General features: G+C 32.3%; 16 protein-coding genes. 2 read left to right on the plus strand and 14 right to left on the minus strand.

The genetic code is table 11. The features are described from left to right. Window positions 1-419: 419 nt before the first annotated feature. The 14 genes from rsgA to pdhA all read right to left on the minus strand — a co-directional run bounded on the left by rsgA (window position 420) and on the right by pdhA (window position 16,151). Window positions 420-1,346: a ribosome small subunit-dependent GTPase A gene (gene rsgA, locus ACT53I_RS04955; protein WP_476078712.1), complete on the minus strand. Its 927-nt coding sequence runs from the start codon at window positions 1,344-1,346 to the stop codon at window positions 420-422. A gap of 72 nt (window positions 1,347-1,418) precedes the next feature. Then, a complete protein-coding gene (locus tag ACT53I_RS04960; RefSeq protein WP_476078713.1) occupies window positions 1,419-2,498 on the minus strand; it encodes a chorismate mutase in 1,080 nt (359 codons plus the stop codon). A gap of 110 nt (window positions 2,499-2,608) precedes the next feature. Beyond that, window positions 2,609-4,018: a chloride channel protein gene (locus tag ACT53I_RS04965; protein ID WP_476078714.1), complete on the minus strand. Its 1,410-nt coding sequence runs from the start codon at window positions 4,016-4,018 to the stop codon at window positions 2,609-2,611. A gap of 35 nt (window positions 4,019-4,053) precedes the next feature. Beyond that, complete coding sequence (locus ACT53I_RS04970; RefSeq protein WP_476078715.1) at window positions 4,054-5,328, minus strand: TIGR00341 family protein; 1,275 nt, start codon at window positions 5,326-5,328, stop codon at window positions 4,054-4,056. Window positions 5,329-5,340: 12 nt separating this feature from the next. After that, entirely contained in the window at window positions 5,341-5,574 is a 234-nt protein-coding gene (locus ACT53I_RS04975; protein ID WP_083250160.1) for a hypothetical protein, read from the minus strand. A gap of 371 nt (window positions 5,575-5,945) precedes the next feature. Continuing rightward, on the minus strand, window positions 5,946-7,031 hold the full coding sequence (gene dnaX / locus ACT53I_RS04980) for a DNA polymerase III subunit gamma/tau (RefSeq protein WP_069798392.1): 1,086 nt from the start codon (window positions 7,029-7,031) through the stop codon (window positions 5,946-5,948). Window positions 7,032-7,124: 93 nt separating this feature from the next. Continuing rightward, window positions 7,125-9,398, minus strand: a complete 2,274-nt coding sequence (locus ACT53I_RS04985) for a sodium-translocating pyrophosphatase (protein ID WP_476078716.1) — start codon at window positions 9,396-9,398, stop codon at window positions 7,125-7,127. Between the two features lie 178 nt (window positions 9,399-9,576). Beyond that, window positions 9,577-10,194 carry an inorganic pyrophosphatase gene (locus tag ACT53I_RS04990; protein WP_069798390.1) on the minus strand — a complete coding sequence of 206 codons (618 nt, stop codon included), beginning with the start codon at window positions 10,192-10,194 and terminating at the stop codon, window positions 9,577-9,579. A 29-nt stretch (window positions 10,195-10,223) separates the two neighbouring features. Continuing rightward, complete coding sequence (locus tag ACT53I_RS04995) at window positions 10,224-10,733, minus strand: DUF7935 family protein (RefSeq protein WP_371461286.1); 510 nt, start codon at window positions 10,731-10,733, stop codon at window positions 10,224-10,226. Window positions 10,734-10,771: 38 nt separating this feature from the next. Next, window positions 10,772-11,665, minus strand: coding sequence for a hypothetical protein (locus ACT53I_RS05000; protein WP_476078717.1), 894 nt, complete (start codon window positions 11,663-11,665; stop codon window positions 10,772-10,774). Continuing rightward, window positions 11,662-12,339 carry a RadC family protein gene (gene radC, locus ACT53I_RS05005; RefSeq protein WP_476078718.1) on the minus strand — a complete coding sequence of 226 codons (678 nt, stop codon included), beginning with the start codon at window positions 12,337-12,339 and terminating at the stop codon, window positions 11,662-11,664. The genes ACT53I_RS05000 and radC overlap by 4 nt, the downstream gene beginning before the upstream one ends. A 50-nt stretch (window positions 12,340-12,389) precedes the next feature. Further along, window positions 12,390-13,055, minus strand: coding sequence for an ABC transporter ATP-binding protein (locus ACT53I_RS05010; RefSeq protein WP_371486878.1), 666 nt, complete (start codon window positions 13,053-13,055; stop codon window positions 12,390-12,392). Between the two features lie 384 nt (window positions 13,056-13,439). Further along, the gene (locus ACT53I_RS05015) at window positions 13,440-15,053 is read right to left on the minus strand and encodes a 2-oxo acid dehydrogenase subunit E2 (RefSeq protein ID WP_476078719.1); all 1,614 of its coding nucleotides are present in this window, start codon (window positions 15,051-15,053) and stop codon (window positions 13,440-13,442) included. Between the two features lie 96 nt (window positions 15,054-15,149). Then, the gene (pdhA, locus tag ACT53I_RS05020) at window positions 15,150-16,151 is read right to left on the minus strand and encodes a pyruvate dehydrogenase (acetyl-transferring) E1 component subunit alpha (RefSeq protein ID WP_104793718.1); all 1,002 of its coding nucleotides are present in this window, start codon (window positions 16,149-16,151) and stop codon (window positions 15,150-15,152) included. A gap of 174 nt (window positions 16,152-16,325) precedes the next feature. Here pdhA and ACT53I_RS05025 point away from each other — a divergent pair, with 174 nt between their 5' ends. Next, window positions 16,326-16,934, plus strand: coding sequence for a phosphatase PAP2 family protein (locus ACT53I_RS05025; RefSeq protein WP_476078720.1), 609 nt, complete (start codon window positions 16,326-16,328; stop codon window positions 16,932-16,934). A 41-nt stretch (window positions 16,935-16,975) separates the two neighbouring features. Continuing rightward, entirely contained in the window at window positions 16,976-17,359 is a 384-nt protein-coding gene (locus tag ACT53I_RS05030) for a BlaI/MecI/CopY family transcriptional regulator (RefSeq protein WP_476078721.1), read from the plus strand. The last annotated feature ends 38 nt before the right edge of the window (window positions 17,360-17,397 follow it).

Genomic DNA, 17,397 nt, shown 5'->3' on the forward strand with positions numbered 1-17,397 from the left:
TGGTAATGCAAAGATATAAAAAAGTTTTAAATGCTTGATTTATATAATTTTATTTCTGTTTTATAGAATTTTGTGACAAATTTTAAGCCAAATTAACTTGTAAATCCTAAAAAAGAAAAAGTGAAAACAAAAAGATAAAAAATATAAATGGAAATCAAAACAATTATTATTAATAAGAATAATAAAAAAACCTTCTGAAAATTTTTAATTTTTAAATTTACAAATAGTAAGACTGATAAAAATACTAACTCTATAAAAAGTGATATATAAAATACTATAGATACAATATCAAAAAAAGAATTTTTATGGAATAAACTAAAGAAAGTCGCTAAAGAATACAGTGAAAGATATAAATCAACGCATAAAATAAGAAAAAAATGAAACCACAAGTTTTTTAAAAATTTCATATATCTACTAATTTACATTTGATTTTGCTCATCTGCCTCTTCCATCAATTTAAGATAAGTGATATATCTGCTTTCTAGAATTTCACCAGTTTCTAAAGCCTCTAAAACAGCACATTTTGGTTCATTGATATGTTTACAATTATGAAATTTACACTCTCTTCCTTTCTCAAAAATTTCTGGGAAATAATGTTGAATTTCTTCTTTTTCTACGTCTATCATTGCAAATTCTCGAACTCCAGGTGTGTCTATTACAGCACCTCCAAAATGCCAAAAATGCATTTGAGCAAAAGTAGTGGTGTGCTTTCCTTTATTATGCGTTTCAGAAATTTCGTTGGTTTTCAAATTCAAATCAGGTTGAAGTGCATTTGCCAAGGTAGATTTTCCAGCTCCAGAATGACCAAAGAAAACGCAAGTTTTATCTTTTAAAATTTCTTGAAGTTTATCTAAATTCAGTTTTTCAGCAGAAGAAACTTGCAACGTTTGATAACCTAAATTTTCGTACATGGCTTGCAATTCTTCAACCAATTCTACTTCTTCGAAATTCAATAAATCTATTTTGTTAAAAAGAATGAGAACGGGAATATTATACGCTTCACAACACGCTAAAAATCGGTCTAAAAATCCTAAAGATGTTTCTGGAGATTGCAAGGTAAAAATAATACACGCCAAATCTAAATTACTAGCAATAATGTGAGCCTCTTTAGATAAATTCACAGATTTTCTGATGAGATAATTTTTGCGAGGTTCTATTTTGGTAATCCATGCAATATCATCTTGCTCCAATTGAAATTCTACAAAATCACCCACAGCCAAAGGATTGGTGAGTCTGGTTTTTATGAGTTTAAATTTCCCACGAATTCTCGCTTCGAAAACTTGCCTAGTTTCCAAATCTAAAACTTGATACCAACTTCCTGTAGATTTTGTGATGAGTCCTTTCAAAACGAATTTCTTTTGTGCAATTTACGAAATCTTCTCACAATAAAAAAACACGCTTTTCGGCGTGTTTTCTTGTTATTTATCAATCATGATATTGTTTTGAACTTCAATGGATTCTTCGTGAATGGCTTTGAAAACTTTTTCTATAAAATCTTTGCCCATTCCAGATTCTTCGGCTCTTGCAGAGGCATATTCTGCAATTACTTTCCAACGGTCTGGCTGAAAAATAGCGATATTATTCTCTTTCTTCAATGCTCCAATTTTTTCAGAAATTTTCATTCTGTTTGATAATAATTCTATTAATTGGAAGTCAATATCAGAAATTAAAGCTCTGTGTTTGCCCACTTCTTCATCAAATCCAGAAATATCTGAGTTTCTGATTTGTAGATTTCCTAACATTTCTGCCAAAACTTCTGGCGTAATTTGTTGAGCTGCATCACTCCAAGCTGCATCTGGATTGCAGTGAGATTCTATCATCGCTCCTTCGTAACCTACGTTAAATGCTTCCTGAGTAACATCTGAAAGCAAATCTCTTCTACCACAAATGTGAGAAGGGTCTACAAACATAGGAATATTCGGATATTGGTGTTTAAAATCTAATGCGATTTGCCAATTGGGTAAATTTCTATATTTTGTTTTTTGATAAGATGAAAATCCTCTGTGAATAACGCCTAAGTTTTTCACATCTTGACCTAAAAGTCTTTCTAAAGCACCAATCCAAAGTGCTAAATCTGGATTTACCGGATTTTTCACCAAAACAGGTTTATTGGTTCCTTTTAATGCCACAGCAATTTCTTGAACGGTAAAAGGATTTACCGTAGAACGCGCTCCAATCCAAAGAATATCTACATCTGCTTCTAGAGCTGCATAAACGTGATGTGCATTGGCAACTTCGGTTGCTGTTTTAAAACCAAACTCGTCTTTTACTTTTTTAAGCCAATTAAGACCTATAACTCCTACTCCTTCGAAACCATTTGGTTTGGTTCTTGGTTTCCAAATTCCTGCTCTAAAAACGGGAACTTCTGCGCCACTTTCTTTCAATCTTTGTGCAGTTTCCATCATTTGTGCTTCTGATTCTGCACTACAAGGTCCTGCTATAATTAATGGTTTCGAGAACTCATTAATCCAATCGTTTTGTAAATCTTTTAAATTCATACTTCGTGATTCTTACAACTTTTATAAAATACAGAACACGCAAAAAGCGTGTTCAATTATGTTCTTTTTTGAAATATTTTTCAAATATAGAAAATTACGACTATTTGTTTTTATTTTTTTTCAATATTTTCTTGATTCAGAGCCTTTTCGATGTATTTTTCTTTCAGAACATCATAAAAAGCTCTCTTGGTTACAAAATTACAAACCAAAGAAGCGAGAACTGCTCCCAATAATAGAAAAAAGATGATGCTATGTCTGTCTGTCATTTCAAATATAATAATTGCAGAGGTAAATGGCGCTCTTGTTACTCCTGTAAGAAAAGCAGTCATCCCAATTAAAATCAATAAATTAGCATTATCTCCTGTTAATTGTAGCAATTGAGCTATTAACGCTCCAAAGCTTGCTCCAGAACTTAATGAAGGGGCAAAAACGCCTCCTGCACCACCAAAACTGAAAGTAGCAATTAAACCATTCATTCTCAAAAAAAGCAAATACCATTCTACCGTTTTATCTGAGGTGAAAAGTAATCTTTCCATTAATTCTTTACCAGAACCCATAACTTCGGTTCCGAAAAAATAGATGAAAGTTGCTACAAAAAATCCACAGAAAAAAACGATAAAAACTTGTTGATAATTTTTCTTAAATCTCTCAAAAAAATTCATCACTGCAATGATAATGCTACACATTTTACTTCCAAAATATCCAGCAACAATAGCCGTAATAAAAATTCCAACAAAAACCAGCCAACCAGAGTAATTGGTTTTAGGATAACCTAGATACAAGTAACTACCACCAAAACCTTGCGCAGTAAGACCAGCGATGATAACCGCTACAAAAAGTGGAGACTTAATATACTTAATATGAGTTTTGGCTAATTCTTCAATCGCAAAAATAATTCCGCCAAGTGGTGTGTTAAAAGCTGCAGCTAAACCAGAAGCAGCTCCCGCAATCATTACATTTTTTTCAGAAATCGGAACCCACCATTTTGGCAATCTTTTATGAATTTCCACAAAAATAGAACCCGCAATTTGTATGGTTGGCCCTTCTCTTCCTGCAATTCCTCCACCAAAAACTTTTACGGCACTTGCTAAAATTTTGATGATGATTATTCTTAAACTCAAAAATCTTTTAACAAGATGATGTGTATTTGGTTTTGACAATTCTACTGAAGCCATGACTTGCGGAATTCCGCTTCCTGCTGAATATTTAGCAAAAGTTCTGACTAAAAACCAAGAAATGAAAAAACTCAAAGGCGTGATGATGAAAATATATAATTTATTCTGATGAAAAATTTCGTGAGACCATTTTTCTGAAAAAGTGAATATTTTACTGTACAAAAATGCTACAAAACCAGTAATAAAAGAAGCCAATAAAAAGGGTAAAAACTGTAAAAATTGCTTTTTGAGAGTAGAATTGGCATAAGTGGTTCTTTGGTATACGTTTTTAAAATAAGAAAGTAGATTTCTTACAATAAAATTTTTCCGAATGGGAACCAGCAATCTTTTGTAATGAAAATTCATTGAATATTTTTTTACATGATTTGAAGCTTTAAAATTTATTTATAAACTTCTACATTTGATTTATTGAGTCTTTTCTCAATCCAGTTTTTCAGTTTTATTTGGTCTTCATCTGTAAGATTTTCTGATGCTTTATAAATAAGTACAGGTTTTTCAACCAATGAATCACCTTGTGCAAAACTGAGTTCAGAAACATTTATCGCATTAATATTTGGAAACAAAACTTGAGCTTCTTTAAGCAACTGCCTATTATCTTCTAAAGATGAAGTCTGACTTTTTAAAGCCAATAATTCTTTATCTCTTTCAGAATTTTTATTGATTTCATTAAGAATATCGTCTTTTAAAACTTCTAAATTTTGATAATTATTCGCTTTAATAATAAGTTCGGTATTATTTAGACCAATTTCTGAAAGACTTTGGTTCATTTTTTTTATTTCATCTTGAGTAAAATTTCTCTTTAAGAAAGCCAATTCTATTTTTCGAGGATTGCTTAGAAAATTTATTTTTTTGTAAACCAAAGTATTTCCTTTTTCTATAAATTCTTTTTCAATAAACTGGTCTGCTTTAATCCTAAATTCCTGTTCTTTATATAATGAATAGGCAAAATAAATACTTGGCAAAAGAACAAGTAAAGAAAGTAGAGTTATCAAATTTTGCACTCTTTTTCTCTCCTTTAAATCTACAAATTTAACCGATGGATATTTAAGAAATTTTACAATCAAAAATGTAGAAATCCCTATAAAAACACAATTAATAGTATAAAGAAATAATGCTCCAAAAAAGAACTTAAAATTACCTGTTGCCAAACCAAAACCTGCTGTACATAATGGTGGCATAAGAGCTGTAGCAATGGCAACTCCAGGAATAGGATTTCCTTTTTCCACTCTAGTTATTGCAATAACACCAGCTAAACCGCCAAAAAATGCAATAAGTACGTCATAAATATTAGGAGATGTTCTGGCTAATAATTCTGATTGAGCTTCTTTGAAAGGACTAATATAAAAATAGATGGTAGAAACTAATAAACTCGCAATGGTAGCAATAAGCAAGTTTTTCAATGATTTTTTTAGTAATTCAAAATCAAAAACACCAAGTGCAAAACCAGCGCCTACAATAGGCCCCATCAAAGGAGAAATAAGCATGGCTCCAATCACTACTGCTGTAGAATTTACATTAAGACCTACAGATGCTACAAGAATAGCAGCCATTAGAATCCATAAATTAGAACCAGAAAAAGAAATATTATCTTTTACGTTTTCTAAAACTTTTTGTTTGTTTTCTTCTCCTTTATGTAAATCTAATAATCTAAACATGAAATGGAATTTTTAACTTAAATCTAGCTTCATCAATTCATCTAAATCTTTTAAAACAGGATTAATTTCTACATATTTTTGGAAAATATCTCTTTTCGTTTCTTGTTTTTTGATGAGTTTTTTGTCTTCTCGGTAAGAAACTTCTATTTTGTAGTTATTGACTTTTCTCTTGAAATGATTAAAAAATTGTGCTTGAATTTTCTCAAACTCAGTTTTTACCAAATCTGAAGGATATAAAATCTCCACAACATTTTCTTCCTTTTTATGAAGTTTTGCAGTATTTACAGCAAAATAAGTGACTTGGTCTTTTATAAATAAATCATTTAGAAAAATTTGCCATTCTGTTTGTAAATCTTTTTCGGTGAAATGATGATCTGGTAAATCTTCTTCTTTTTTCTGAGGAGTGACAACTACTTCTTCTTCCTCTTTTTTATTGAGCGTAGCAAGAATACTAAATTCTGAAACAATGGTTTTCTTAACAATGGGTTCAGTAATTTTTTGAACAGTTTTTGGAACAGATTCTTCTGTTTTTTGTATTGACGGTAAAGTTTCTTGTGGCTTTTCTGAAGCTACCTTTGGCTTTTCGCTTTCCTTTTTACGAAATAGTGGTGCTAGAATTAAGAACTTTTTTTTTTATCATCACTTTTTGCAGCAGTAAGACTGGCCAACTGCATTAAAGCGATTTCTACCGTTAATCTAGGATTTTTAGAATTTTTGTAATTAATATCTGCGTGATTACAGATTTCTATAGCATCTATGAGTTGCTGTGCACTCCAGTTTTTGCTCTGTTCAGAAAACTTCTGTTTCGTGTTCTCACCTACTTCTATTAGAGCAAGTGTAGAAGCATTCTGTGCCATCATTAAATCACGGAAATGACTTCCTAATCCGCCAATGAATAAATGTGGGTCAAAACCTTTTTTAACAATATCATTAAAAGCAGTAAGGATTCCCGGAATGTTATTTTCTTTTGCTAAATCTACAATTTTCAAATATTGATCGTAATCTAGAATATTGAGAACTTCTGCAGCTTTAGCAAGCGTAATATTTTTTTGAGTAAAAGTAGTAAGTCTATCAAAGATAGAAAGTGCATCTCTCAATGCTCCATCTGCTTTTTGAGCAATTAAGAACAATGCGTCGTCTTCGTAATTTACGCCTTCTTTTTCTGCAATTTTTCTAAGATGTTCCTGTATATCTTCGATGGTGATTCTTTTGAAATCATAAATCTGACATCTTGATAAAATGGTAGGAATAATCTTATGTTTTTCGGTAGTTGCTAAAATAAAAATAGCGTGAGCTGGTGGTTCTTCTAATGTTTTAAGAAAAGCATTAAATGCCGCTGTAGAAAGCATATGAACCTCGTCTATAATATAAATTTTATATTTCCCAACTTGTGGAGCAAAACGAACTTGGTCTGTTAAGTCTCTGATATCATCTACTGAGTTATTAGAAGCAGCATCTAATTCAAAGATATTATATGCAAATCCGTCTTCTGAGGTAGAACCATCTTTTTCGTTAATTTTTCTAGCCAAAATTCTAGCACAAGTAGTCTTCCCTACGCCTCTTGGTCCGCAGAAAAGCAATGCTTGAGCTAACTGACTGTTTTCTATGGCATGTTCTAAGGTATCTGTAACGTGAGATTGCCCTACAACAGTGTCAAACTCTTGCGGACGATATTTTCTTGCGGATACGATAAAATTTTCCATTGGTCAAAAATAGGGAAATAAATGAAATTTTAAAAATTAAAATGACAAAGTTTTTCAAAAAAAACCGCCGTAAAAAATACGACGGTTAGATTTTTATTTACAACATTGGAAATGTTCGGTTTCACAATTTTTTCCTTGAGTGGAACATTCTTTCATACATTCTGTATTACAATTAATCATAGAAACGGATTTCTTTTGAGAGGCAGAAATCATGGTTTCTATCTTATGTTGTCTGTCTTTTTCAATTTTTTCAGCAAACATAGAAGCTAGTGTAGGAGCAATAACCAATGAAACAATTGACATTAACTTAATTAAAATATTCATTGAAGGTCCAGAAGTATCTTTAAATGGATCTCCTACTGTATCTCCAGTTACTGAAGCTTTGTGCATTTCAGAACCTTTGTAATATGTTTCACCATTTACATCAACTCCTTTTTCAAAAGATTTTTTCGCATTATCCCAAGCTCCACCAGCGTTATTTTGGAACATTCCTAATAAAACTCCACTTGCAGTAGCTCCTGCTAAAAAGCCTCCTAAAACTTCAGGTCCCCAAATAAAACCAACTAATAATGGCGTAACAATAGCAATAGAACCTGGTAATAACATTTTTTTGATAGAAGCATCCGTAGAAATAGCAACGCATTTATCATATTCTGGTTGCCCAGTTCCTTCTAAAATTCCTGGAATTTCTCTGAACTGTCTTCTTACTTCTTCTACCATTGCCATAGCCGCTTTTCCTACTGCATTAATAGCTAATGATGAGAAAATAAACGGAATCATTGCCCCAATAAAAAGCCCCGATAAAACATCTGCTTTATAAATATCAATACCATCAATTCCTGCAATTCCAACAAATGCTGCAAATAGTGCTAAAGCTGTAAGTGCCGCTGAAGCAATTGCAAATCCTTTTCCAGTAGCTGCAGTAGTATTTCCTACAGCATCTAAAATATCTGTTTTTTCTCTAACACTTTTTGGCAATTCACTCATTTCTGCAATTCCACCTGCATTGTCTGCAATTGGTCCGAAAGCATCAATCGCTAATTGCATAGCAGTAGTTGCCATCATTCCAGCAGCAGCAATAGCTACTCCATATAAACCTGCACAAAGATAAGAACCCCAAATTCCCGCAGAAAGTACAATCATTGGCAATAATGTAGATTCCATTCCTACAGAAAGTCCGCCAATAATATTAGTAGCGTGACCAGTAGAAGATTGTTTCACAATACTTGTTACAGGTCTTTTTCCCATAGCGGTGTAATATTCAGTAATGATAGACATCAATGTTCCTACTACTAAACCTACCATAATCGCTCCAAAAACACCCATTCTGGTAAACTCAAAACCTCTTAATGTCATATTCTCAGGAAGAATGAAATTCACTAAAAAATAAGAAGCAACTGCAGTAAGAATAATACTTCCCCAGTTCCCCATGTTTAATGCTTTTTGAACTTTAGCAGTGGTATCTTCTGTTTTATCTGAAATTTTAACAAAGAAAGTTCCTATAATTGAAAATACAATTCCAGTTCCTGCAATAAGCATTGGTAAAAGAATTGGCGCAAAACCTCCATAATTATCTACCGATAAAGTTTCTCTACCCAAAACCATCGTTGCTAAAACAGTAGCCACATAAGAGCCAAATAAATCTGCTCCCATTCCTGCAACATCTCCCACATTATCTCCTACATTATCCGCAATCGTAGCTGGATTTCTAGGATCATCTTCAGGAATACCGGCTTCTACTTTTCCTACTAAATCTGCTCCTACATCTGCTGCTTTGGTATAAATACCACCACCAACTCTTGCAAACAAAGCAATAGATTCTGCTCCCAAAGAAAAACCAGTCAATATTTCGATGGCTCTTTCCATTTCGTGGGAATCTACGTTGGCTTCTGGCGCGAAAATTTGTTTAATAATTAAGAATAAAGAACCTAAGCCTAAAACAGCAAGACCTGCAACTCCCATTCCCATTACAGAACCTCCAGTAAAAGAAACTTTAAGCGCTTGAGCTAATGAAGTTTTAGCTGCTTCTGCAGTTCTTACATTTGATTTAGTTGCGATTTTCATTCCTATATAACCTGCTGTTGCCGAAAAAACAGCTCCTACAGCAAATGCTATTCCTATACTCCAATGAGAATTAGCATTGCTAAATCCCATAATTCCCAATAATATACCTACCACAATTACAAAATAAGTAAGGATACGATATTCAGCTTTTAGAAAAGCCATCGCTCCATCTGCAATATGACCACTAATGGTTTTCATTCTGTCATTACCTGCTGGTTGCTTACTTACCCAAGAACTTTGAACGAAGGTGTAAAGTAAGGCTATGACACCAAAAAGAGGTACTAAATAAAATAGTAAATTCATAGAATATTAATTTTTGTTAACAATTGATGGGACTAATATAGTAAAAACAATAACACAAAAAACAAATTTAGATTTAAGATTTTTTAAGTTATGATTTATATCGTAAAGTACTGAAAATAAAACAAAAAAATCTAGCGAATATTCGCTAGATTTTGTAAATTTACTCAAATTTCGGCTTTTACATAATTCCCCCGAATTTGTCAGAATAATCTTTTTGTGAAGCTACAATTACTTCTTTAGCATGTTCAGCTCCGTATATTTCTTCAATTCTACAAGTTGCTTCTTCGTAAGGAAGATTTTTGTAAGTTAAGAAGTAATGTTTTAGTCTGAAAACTTCAGCTTGTGGCAATTCAGAAATATCTCTGATATGACCATATACTTGATCTCCTACCATTACCGCTACGATTTTATCATCTGCTTCACCTTTGTCAATCATTTTAAAACCGCCAACCGGAATCGCATCCATCAATAAACCTCCAGAATGAATATTGTGTGAACTTAACACTAAAATATCCAAAGGATCGTGGTCACCTTCTGAAACATCTACTGCTCCTTCTCTAATCGCTAATTTTTTAACTTCTTCGTGGCAATACGTTCTAGGAATAAAACCGTACAATGCTGGAATAATATTCGAAAATTTCTGTGGTCTGTCTACTTTTAAATATCCACTTTTTTTGTCTACTTCATACTTAATTGTATCTGCTGGAACTATTTCTATGAAAGTAGTTACCACATTTGGAGCATCATCTCCTGCAGAAACTCCATGCCATGGATGTGCTTTAAAATTTGGAATCATAATTATACTTGTTTCTAATTTTTACAAAGTTAAGATAATAAAATGGCATCTTTTCTTAAATCTTCTATAGTGTTTGCTATAAAATCTTCGCCATTTACATAATTCATTAAAAATATGGTTTTGAAATCTTGTAAACTTGCAGTATTACTAAGACTTTCGTAAGTTTTTCTCATCAACTGAATTACATTATTCTTAGATGCTACAACATTCTCCCAAGAATTTCTAGAAATATACAATTGCTGAGAACTGTTATACTCAAATTCTTCTGTAATATTCTTTTCTAAAAGATAAATAAACTCATGAATCGCTAAGTCTTTATCAAACTTATTGACCAAATTCGATGGTTTTATTCTTTCTAAAAAAAGCGTCATTCTTTCGTAGGCTTGCATTTTTAAATCTCCATTTGCTTTTACCGCTAAAAGTTTTAATTCTTTGTTTTTCAGATTAATATAAGTAAAAACAAATTGTCTCAATAAAAAAATTATTGGGAGCGCAATGATTAATGCAAAAGCATAAGGAAGCATGTTTTCAAAATTCATTTTACGAAAAATTGAGGGTGCAAAGATAGGAATAATTATTATCTAATAAAATACGATTTAAGTAACTGAATCTTAGAGTTTTCTACGAAGGCGTAATTTTCTTCTGTCGCGCCAAAACGCCTATAAAATTCTGCAATTTCAGAAATATTACTTCCATGAAAGTTAAAATCCTTTTTTTCGATGTTTTTTCTGAAAATTTGATCAAGAATAATAGACGATAGATTGTACTTAGAAAATTTCTTATCATTAATAAAATTAACCAAAAAATCTTCATTTTCAGATTCTATTAGATACGCTTGTGAAGCCAATTCTCCTTCAAAATACAATTCATATACATTCAAAAGATTTTGGCTCAAAAAGTTTTTCATATTTTCAAAAGCTCGCTTTTTCAAAGAAAAATTTGAGAAACCAATCACATTTTCACTAAAAAATGATTCAGAATGATTCAGATTTTCGGCTTCCGTAAATTTTATTTTATCCTGTAAAGCATCTGTAATTCTTACGTTTCTTCTTCTGTGAATAGAATATTTCTTTTTGATACTTTCGTAATCTTCAGCAAATAATTTATAGTTTTTTCTAGTTTTTAAAAGAGTTGTAAACTCATTTTTGGCATTAAAAGCATAGTAAAACACTTTATAATTTTTCTGAAAAAATTTTAAAAACGATTCATTTAATTCAAGGTTATCTTTTTCTGAAAAAATGCCTAATTGTTGAGTTTGCAAAGGCATTACCACAAAGTTAAACCCCCATTTTTTCGCTAAAGGAATGGGCATTACTGCTTCGTAATCATTATCAACAAGAATTTCCCATTTTCTACCAATTAAAGCATCTAAATATTTTTTATCGGCAAAGAAAATGTGTTGTTCAGACTTCTCTAAACAATTTTGATATTTCTGCCAATCTATTTCTTCATATTTCAGTCGCTTTATCATAATAAACCTGCTTCTGCGAAACTGTAAAATGAATTTTCGCCAATGATAATATGGTCAAGCAATTTAATATCTAAAATTTCGCCAGCGTGTTGAATATTTTTAGTCATTCTAATGTCTGCTTCGCTTGGTTTTAGAACACCTGTTGGATGATTATGCGCCACAATTATATTCGTTGAAAAATTTTCTAAAGCTTCTTTAAAGAGCACTCTCACATCTACATGAGTTACAGAAATTCCGCCTTTTGAAATTTGAGTTTTTTTAATCAGTTGATTTTTCTGGTTCAAGAAAATTACCCAAAACTCTTCTGTCCTGAGGTCGGAAAGATGTGGCAAAAGTATTTTATAAGCTTGTTCCGAACTTTTGATAATCAATTTTTCAGGAATTTCTTGCGATGCTTTTCTTCTGCCAATTTCCAGCGCTGTAGCAATAGAAATGGCTTTTGCTTCGCCAATTCCTTTGAATTTCATCAAATCTTTTATGGAAAGTAAACTGAGATTTTGCCAATTATTATCTACACTTTTCAAAATTTTCTGAGCGAGTTCTACCGCAGATTCTTCTGTATTTCCACTTCCTAAAATAATGGCCAATAATTCTGAATCTGAAAGCGCAGATTTACCCTTCAAAAGAAATTTTTCTCTTGGTCTGTCATCTTCTGAAAGGAATTTTATCGACATTATTTTAGCTTTAGATAAACTTTACTCTTTTTACTTTTTACTTGGCTATTTTATAAAATAAGTCCGTCTTTCATGACTAATTTTCTATCGGTACTTTCTGCCAGTTCTTTATTGTGTGTTACAATCACAAAAGTCTGATTATATCTGTCTCTTAAATCAAAAAAAAGTTGATGCAGCGCATCTGCATTTTTGGAATCTAAATTACCAGTGGGTTCGTCTGCAAAAATAATTTTCGGAGAATTGATTAAAGCTCTGGCTACGGCTACACGCTGCGCTTCACCACCAGAAAGTTCTTTTGGTTTATGTTGAATTCTATGCGCAATGTGTAATTCTTCGAACAAAAGAAATGCTTTGTCCATAGATTCTTTTTCGTTTTTCCCAGAAATTCTCGTTGGCATCAAAACATTTTCTAAAGCTGTAAATTCTGGCAATAACTGATGATGCTGAAATACGAATCCTATGTTTTCATTTCTAAATTTAGAAATTTCTCTGTCGTTCATTTTTAGGAATGATTGCTCACCAATTGTTAATTCAGTTCCGTACTTATCAATATGTGAAGGCAAATCTAAAGTTCCCAGAATGTGTAGCAAAGTAGATTTACCAGCTCCTGATTCTCCAACAATGGAAACAATTTCGCCTGTTTTTATTTCTAAATCTACTCCTTTTAGAACTTCTAAATCACCGTAAGATTTGTGAATGTTTTTCGCTTTAATCATAGTTCAAAAATAGTAAATTGATTTTAGATTTTAGATTTTAGATTTTAGATTTTTTAAAATTTTTAAAATATGGATGCTTTTATAATTTCAAAGAGAAATGAAAATGAAAGATTTAATAAAAAAATACTTTCGCGTAAGTGATTGTAGCGTAAATCCCGCAATGAAATGGCGCGAGCGAAGCGAGCGTAAATGAATGAGGAATTGCCAATAATATTTTTAATATTTTGAAAGGAATTGGCGAATTTCGTTCCTTAATTTGCAGCGAAAAGCACGGTCTTGTTATAAAATAACTTGGGAATTGCAATGGATTTTATAACAAGATACGCCAAAATAAAAATCCTTTCAAAAAATGAAAGGATTTTTAATATATAAAATTGTAAAATTTTACAATAACATAGTCAACGGACTTTCTAAATAAGTTTTAAGAGTCTGTAAGAATTGTGCACCTGTAGCGCCATCTACTACTCTATGGTCACAAGCTAAAGAAAGTTTCATAGTATTTCCTACCACGATTTGACCGCTTTTAACCACTGGTTTTTCAATAATTGCACCTACTGAAAGGATACAAGAATTCGGTTGGTTAATAATCGAAGTAAAGGTTTCGATTCCAAACATACCAAGGTTAGAGATAGAGAAAGTAGAACCTTCCATTTCATTCGCTTTAAGACCTTTTGATTTAGCTCTAGAAGCCATATCTTTTACAGATGCAGAAATTTGATTATAATTCATGTAATCTGCATTTTTAAGAACTGGAACTACTAAACCATCTGGAATTGCAACAGCTACACCTACGTTGATATTTCCGTGGTGAATAATTTTATCACCTGCCCAAGAAGAATTTACTTGTGGGTGCTTTCTCAATGCTAAAGCAGTAGCTTTAATCACCATATCATTGAAAGAAACCTTAGTATCTGGTAAACTATTCAGCTCTTTTCTAGCTTCGATAGCTTTGTCCATATTGATTTCTACCATTAAATAGTAGTGAGGTGCAGTAAATTTACTTTCAGAAAGTCTTTTGGCAATAATATTTCTTACTTGAGAGTTTACTGTTTCTGTAGTTTCTCCAGCAACGAAATTCATAGCCACTTGAGCGGCAGGAGCAGAAGCTACACTTGTAGAAACTGCAGCAGTTTGCTGAACTGGAGCTGCACTTGGTTGATAATTTTCAATATCTTTTTTAACGATTCTTCCGTTGTCTCCACTTCCTTTAACAGTTGAAATATCAATTCCTTTTTCTGAAGCCATTTTTTTAGCTAAAGGAGAGATATTAATTCTTCCGCCCGTAGAAGTTGTAGTAGAAACTGTAGCATTTAGAGCTGGTGCAGATTCTGTTTTTGGAGCTTCTGTAGCAACTGGAGCAGCAACTTTTCCGCCACCTGCAACAATTGCAGATACATCTGTTCCAGCAGGACCAATAATGGCTAAAATTTCATCAACATTCGTTGCATTTCCTTCTGAAACTCCTTGGTAAAGAAGCGTTCCTTTAAATTCTGATTCAAAATCTTGAACCGCTTTATCTGTTTCGATTTCTGCAAGAATATCCCCTTCTTTTACATCATCACCTACATTTTTGTGCCATTTAGCCACTTTTCCTTCAGTCATGGTATCAGAAAGTCTAGGCATAGTAATTACTTCTACACCTGCAGGAATCTCTGCTGAAACAGCCGAAACTTCTGGTGCAGAAACTGCAACTTCTTCTTTCTTTTCTTCTGCTTGAGGAACAGAATTACCTCCTGAAACTAAACCAGAAATATCTTCTCCGGCATTTCCTATAATTGCTAAAACGCTATCTACAGGAGAATTACTTCCTTCTTCTGTACCAATGTATAAAAGAGTACCGTTAAATTCTGATTCAAAATCTTGAACGGCTTTATCTGTTTCGATTTCGGCTAAAACATCGCCTTCTTTTACTGTATCACCTACTTTTTTATGCCATTTTGATACTTTTCCCTCGGTCATTGTATCAGAAAGTCTGGGCATTGTAATTACTTCAGCCATAATTTTTATATTGATTTGAGATTCGAGATTCGAGATTCGAGATTTAAAACTCAAAGAATTTCAAACTCAAATTTCAAATTTCAAATGAATTTAAAATTAATTTTCTAATTTATCTAAGAATGGATAGTTTGGTTCAGAATAAACATATTCATAAACTTTTTCTGCACTTGGATACGGAGACTCTTCTGCAAAAGCTTCGCATTCTTCTACGAACATTTTAGATTTTTCTTCGATAGCTTCTAATTCTTCTTCAGTAGCCCATTTGTTTTCTAAAATTCTGTTTTTAACTAAAACGATAGGGTCTTCTTCTTTTTTAAGAGCTACTTCTTCTTTAGTTCTATACGGTTCAGCATCTGACATAGAGTGACCTCTGAATCTGTAAGTTCTAGCTTCTATGAAAGTAGGTCCGTCTCCTCTTCTTGCTCTTTCTACAGCTTCATAAGCTACTTCTGCTACTTTTTCTGGGTCCATAGCATCTACCGGCATACAAGGCATTTCGTAACCTAAACCTAGTTTATAGATATCTTCATGGTTTGCAGTTCTAGAAACTGATGTTCCCATAGCGTATTGGTTATTTTCTACCACGAAAACTACTGGAAGCTTCCAGTTCATTGCCATGTTAAAGGTTTCGTGTAAAGCACCTTGTCTTACAGCTCCATCACCAAAATAACAAATGGTAACTCCACCTCTTTCAAAATACTTATCTGCAAATGCAATACCTGCTCCTAATGGAATCTGACCACCTACAATTCCGTGACCTCCATAAAATCTATGCTCTTTTGAGAAAATGTGCATAGAACCACCTAATCCGTTAGAAGTTCCCGTAGCTTTACCACATAATTCTGCCATAATTCTCTTAGGGTCTACTCCCATTGCCATAGGATGTACGTGACATCTGTATGCTGTAATCATAGCATCCTTAGTAAGATCCATCGCATGTACAAATCCTGCTGGAATTGCTTCTTGGCCATTGTATAAGTGTAAAAAACCTCTAATTTTTTGTTTTAGATAAAGAGAACGGCACTTGTCTTCAAACCTTCTCCACATTGTCATATCTGCATACCATTGCAAATAAACTTCTTTAGAAAACTCTTTCATTGATAAGTTTTAATTTGTTGATTTTTCAAAATTTAAAATGCCTTTAAAGAGCATTTTTCTGAATAATATGCAAAAATAGTAAAATTCTTTTGTTTATAAGAAAACTTATGTCACAAATAATGATGATATTTGTTTCTTTAAATATTATATTTTTGAAAAAACATTTATAAATCCATGTCTAAGAAAAATTTTTCTGCTGTTGTATTCCTTTCTAAAGTAATTTCTAACCTACTCAATCCACTTTTTTCGCTACTCATCTTCTTTATTTGTTTTGCATACGTAAAAATGACCTGGGAAGAATCTTTAATCAATATTTTATTGATGATTGCGTTAGTGGTTATTCCTATTTTTTCATGGATTGGCTGGAATGTAAAAAAAGGAAACTACACTAACATGGATGTTTCTGATCGAAAACAGAGAAACAGTCTTTATCTCTTTAATTTCATCATCATTGCCATTTATACTGGGGTTTTGTATTTTACAAAGCAAAGAACAGATTTACTTTTTATCATTGTTTTTTTATTCATTCTCATGCTGATTATGCACATCAGTAATTTTTTCATCAAAAGTTCTATGCACACCGCTTTTAATGTTTTTGTAACAGCGCTATTCTTTTCTTTGAATCCTATTTTGGGCATTATTTGGTTGATTTTAACTTCATTTGTTGCCATTTCTAGAATTATTCTGAAAAGACACACGCCAAAAGAAGTCATTATGGGAGCATTTATCGGAACGGTGGTTTCTTTAGCTTACTTATATTTTAATATTCAGACATTTCTATAATCTTAAAATTTTTACTACATTTATAATTCAATTTCAAGAATATGGAAAATCTAAAATCCTTGACTTCTGGCGAAGAACAAGTCATGAAAATCATTTGGAAACTTGGCCCTACTTATCTTAAAGACATCATGCTTGCTTTTCCCGAGCCAAAACCACACCAAAACACCGTTTCTACTTTTTTGAAAAATTTGGTTACCAAAAACTATCTAAAACCTGTTTCGGAAGGAAGAATTCATAAATATGAAATCTCTGTAACTCAGGAAAACTATAAAAAAACACTGTTAAAAAACTTCATTCTTAATTTTTACGATAATAATCCTAATGCTTTATTAGTGGACTTAATGAACGAAGGAATGGTTCAGCTTTCAGTGCCTGAAAAAGAAAAGGAAAAAGACAAAAAGAAGAAAAAGAAAAAGAAAAAATAATTCTGTTGGATAATGGATGTTATAGGTGAGAAGTTTAT

The organism is Cloacibacterium sp. DMC96 (assembly GCF_056313765.1).

Excerpts from the sequence above, each read along its gene's own strand:
- ACT53I_RS04960 (WP_476078713.1), bottom strand. The coding sequence starts at position 2,498 with ATGAATTTAAAAGATTTACAAAACGATTGGATTAATGAGTTCTCGAAA.
- ACT53I_RS04965 (WP_476078714.1), bottom strand. The coding sequence starts at position 4,018 with ATGAATTTTCATTACAAAAGATTGCTGGTTCCCATTCGGAAAAATTTT.
- ACT53I_RS04970 (WP_476078715.1), bottom strand. The coding sequence starts at position 5,328 with ATGTTTAGATTATTAGATTTACATAAAGGAGAAGAAAACAAACAAAAA.
- dnaX (WP_069798392.1), bottom strand. The coding sequence starts at position 7,031 with ATGGAAAATTTTATCGTATCCGCAAGAAAATATCGTCCGCAAGAGTTT.
- ACT53I_RS04985 (WP_476078716.1), bottom strand. The coding sequence starts at position 9,398 with ATGAATTTACTATTTTATTTAGTACCTCTTTTTGGTGTCATAGCCTTA.
- ACT53I_RS04990 (WP_069798390.1), bottom strand. The coding sequence starts at position 10,194 with ATGATTCCAAATTTTAAAGCACATCCATGGCATGGAGTTTCTGCAGGA.
- ACT53I_RS04995 (WP_371461286.1), bottom strand. The coding sequence starts at position 10,733 with ATGAATTTTGAAAACATGCTTCCTTATGCTTTTGCATTAATCATTGCG.
- ACT53I_RS05000 (WP_476078717.1), bottom strand. The coding sequence starts at position 11,665 with ATGATAAAGCGACTGAAATATGAAGAAATAGATTGGCAGAAATATCAA.
- radC (WP_476078718.1), bottom strand. The coding sequence starts at position 12,339 with ATGTCGATAAAATTCCTTTCAGAAGATGACAGACCAAGAGAAAAATTT.
- ACT53I_RS05010 (WP_371486878.1), bottom strand. The coding sequence starts at position 13,055 with ATGATTAAAGCGAAAAACATTCACAAATCTTACGGTGATTTAGAAGTT.
- ACT53I_RS05015 (WP_476078719.1), bottom strand. The coding sequence starts at position 15,053 with ATGGCTGAAGTAATTACAATGCCCAGACTTTCTGATACAATGACCGAG.
- pdhA (WP_104793718.1), bottom strand. The coding sequence starts at position 16,151 with ATGAAAGAGTTTTCTAAAGAAGTTTATTTGCAATGGTATGCAGATATG.
- ACT53I_RS05025 (WP_476078720.1), top strand. The coding sequence starts at position 16,326 with ATGTCTAAGAAAAATTTTTCTGCTGTTGTATTCCTTTCTAAAGTAATT.
- ACT53I_RS05030 (WP_476078721.1), top strand. The coding sequence starts at position 16,976 with ATGGAAAATCTAAAATCCTTGACTTCTGGCGAAGAACAAGTCATGAAA.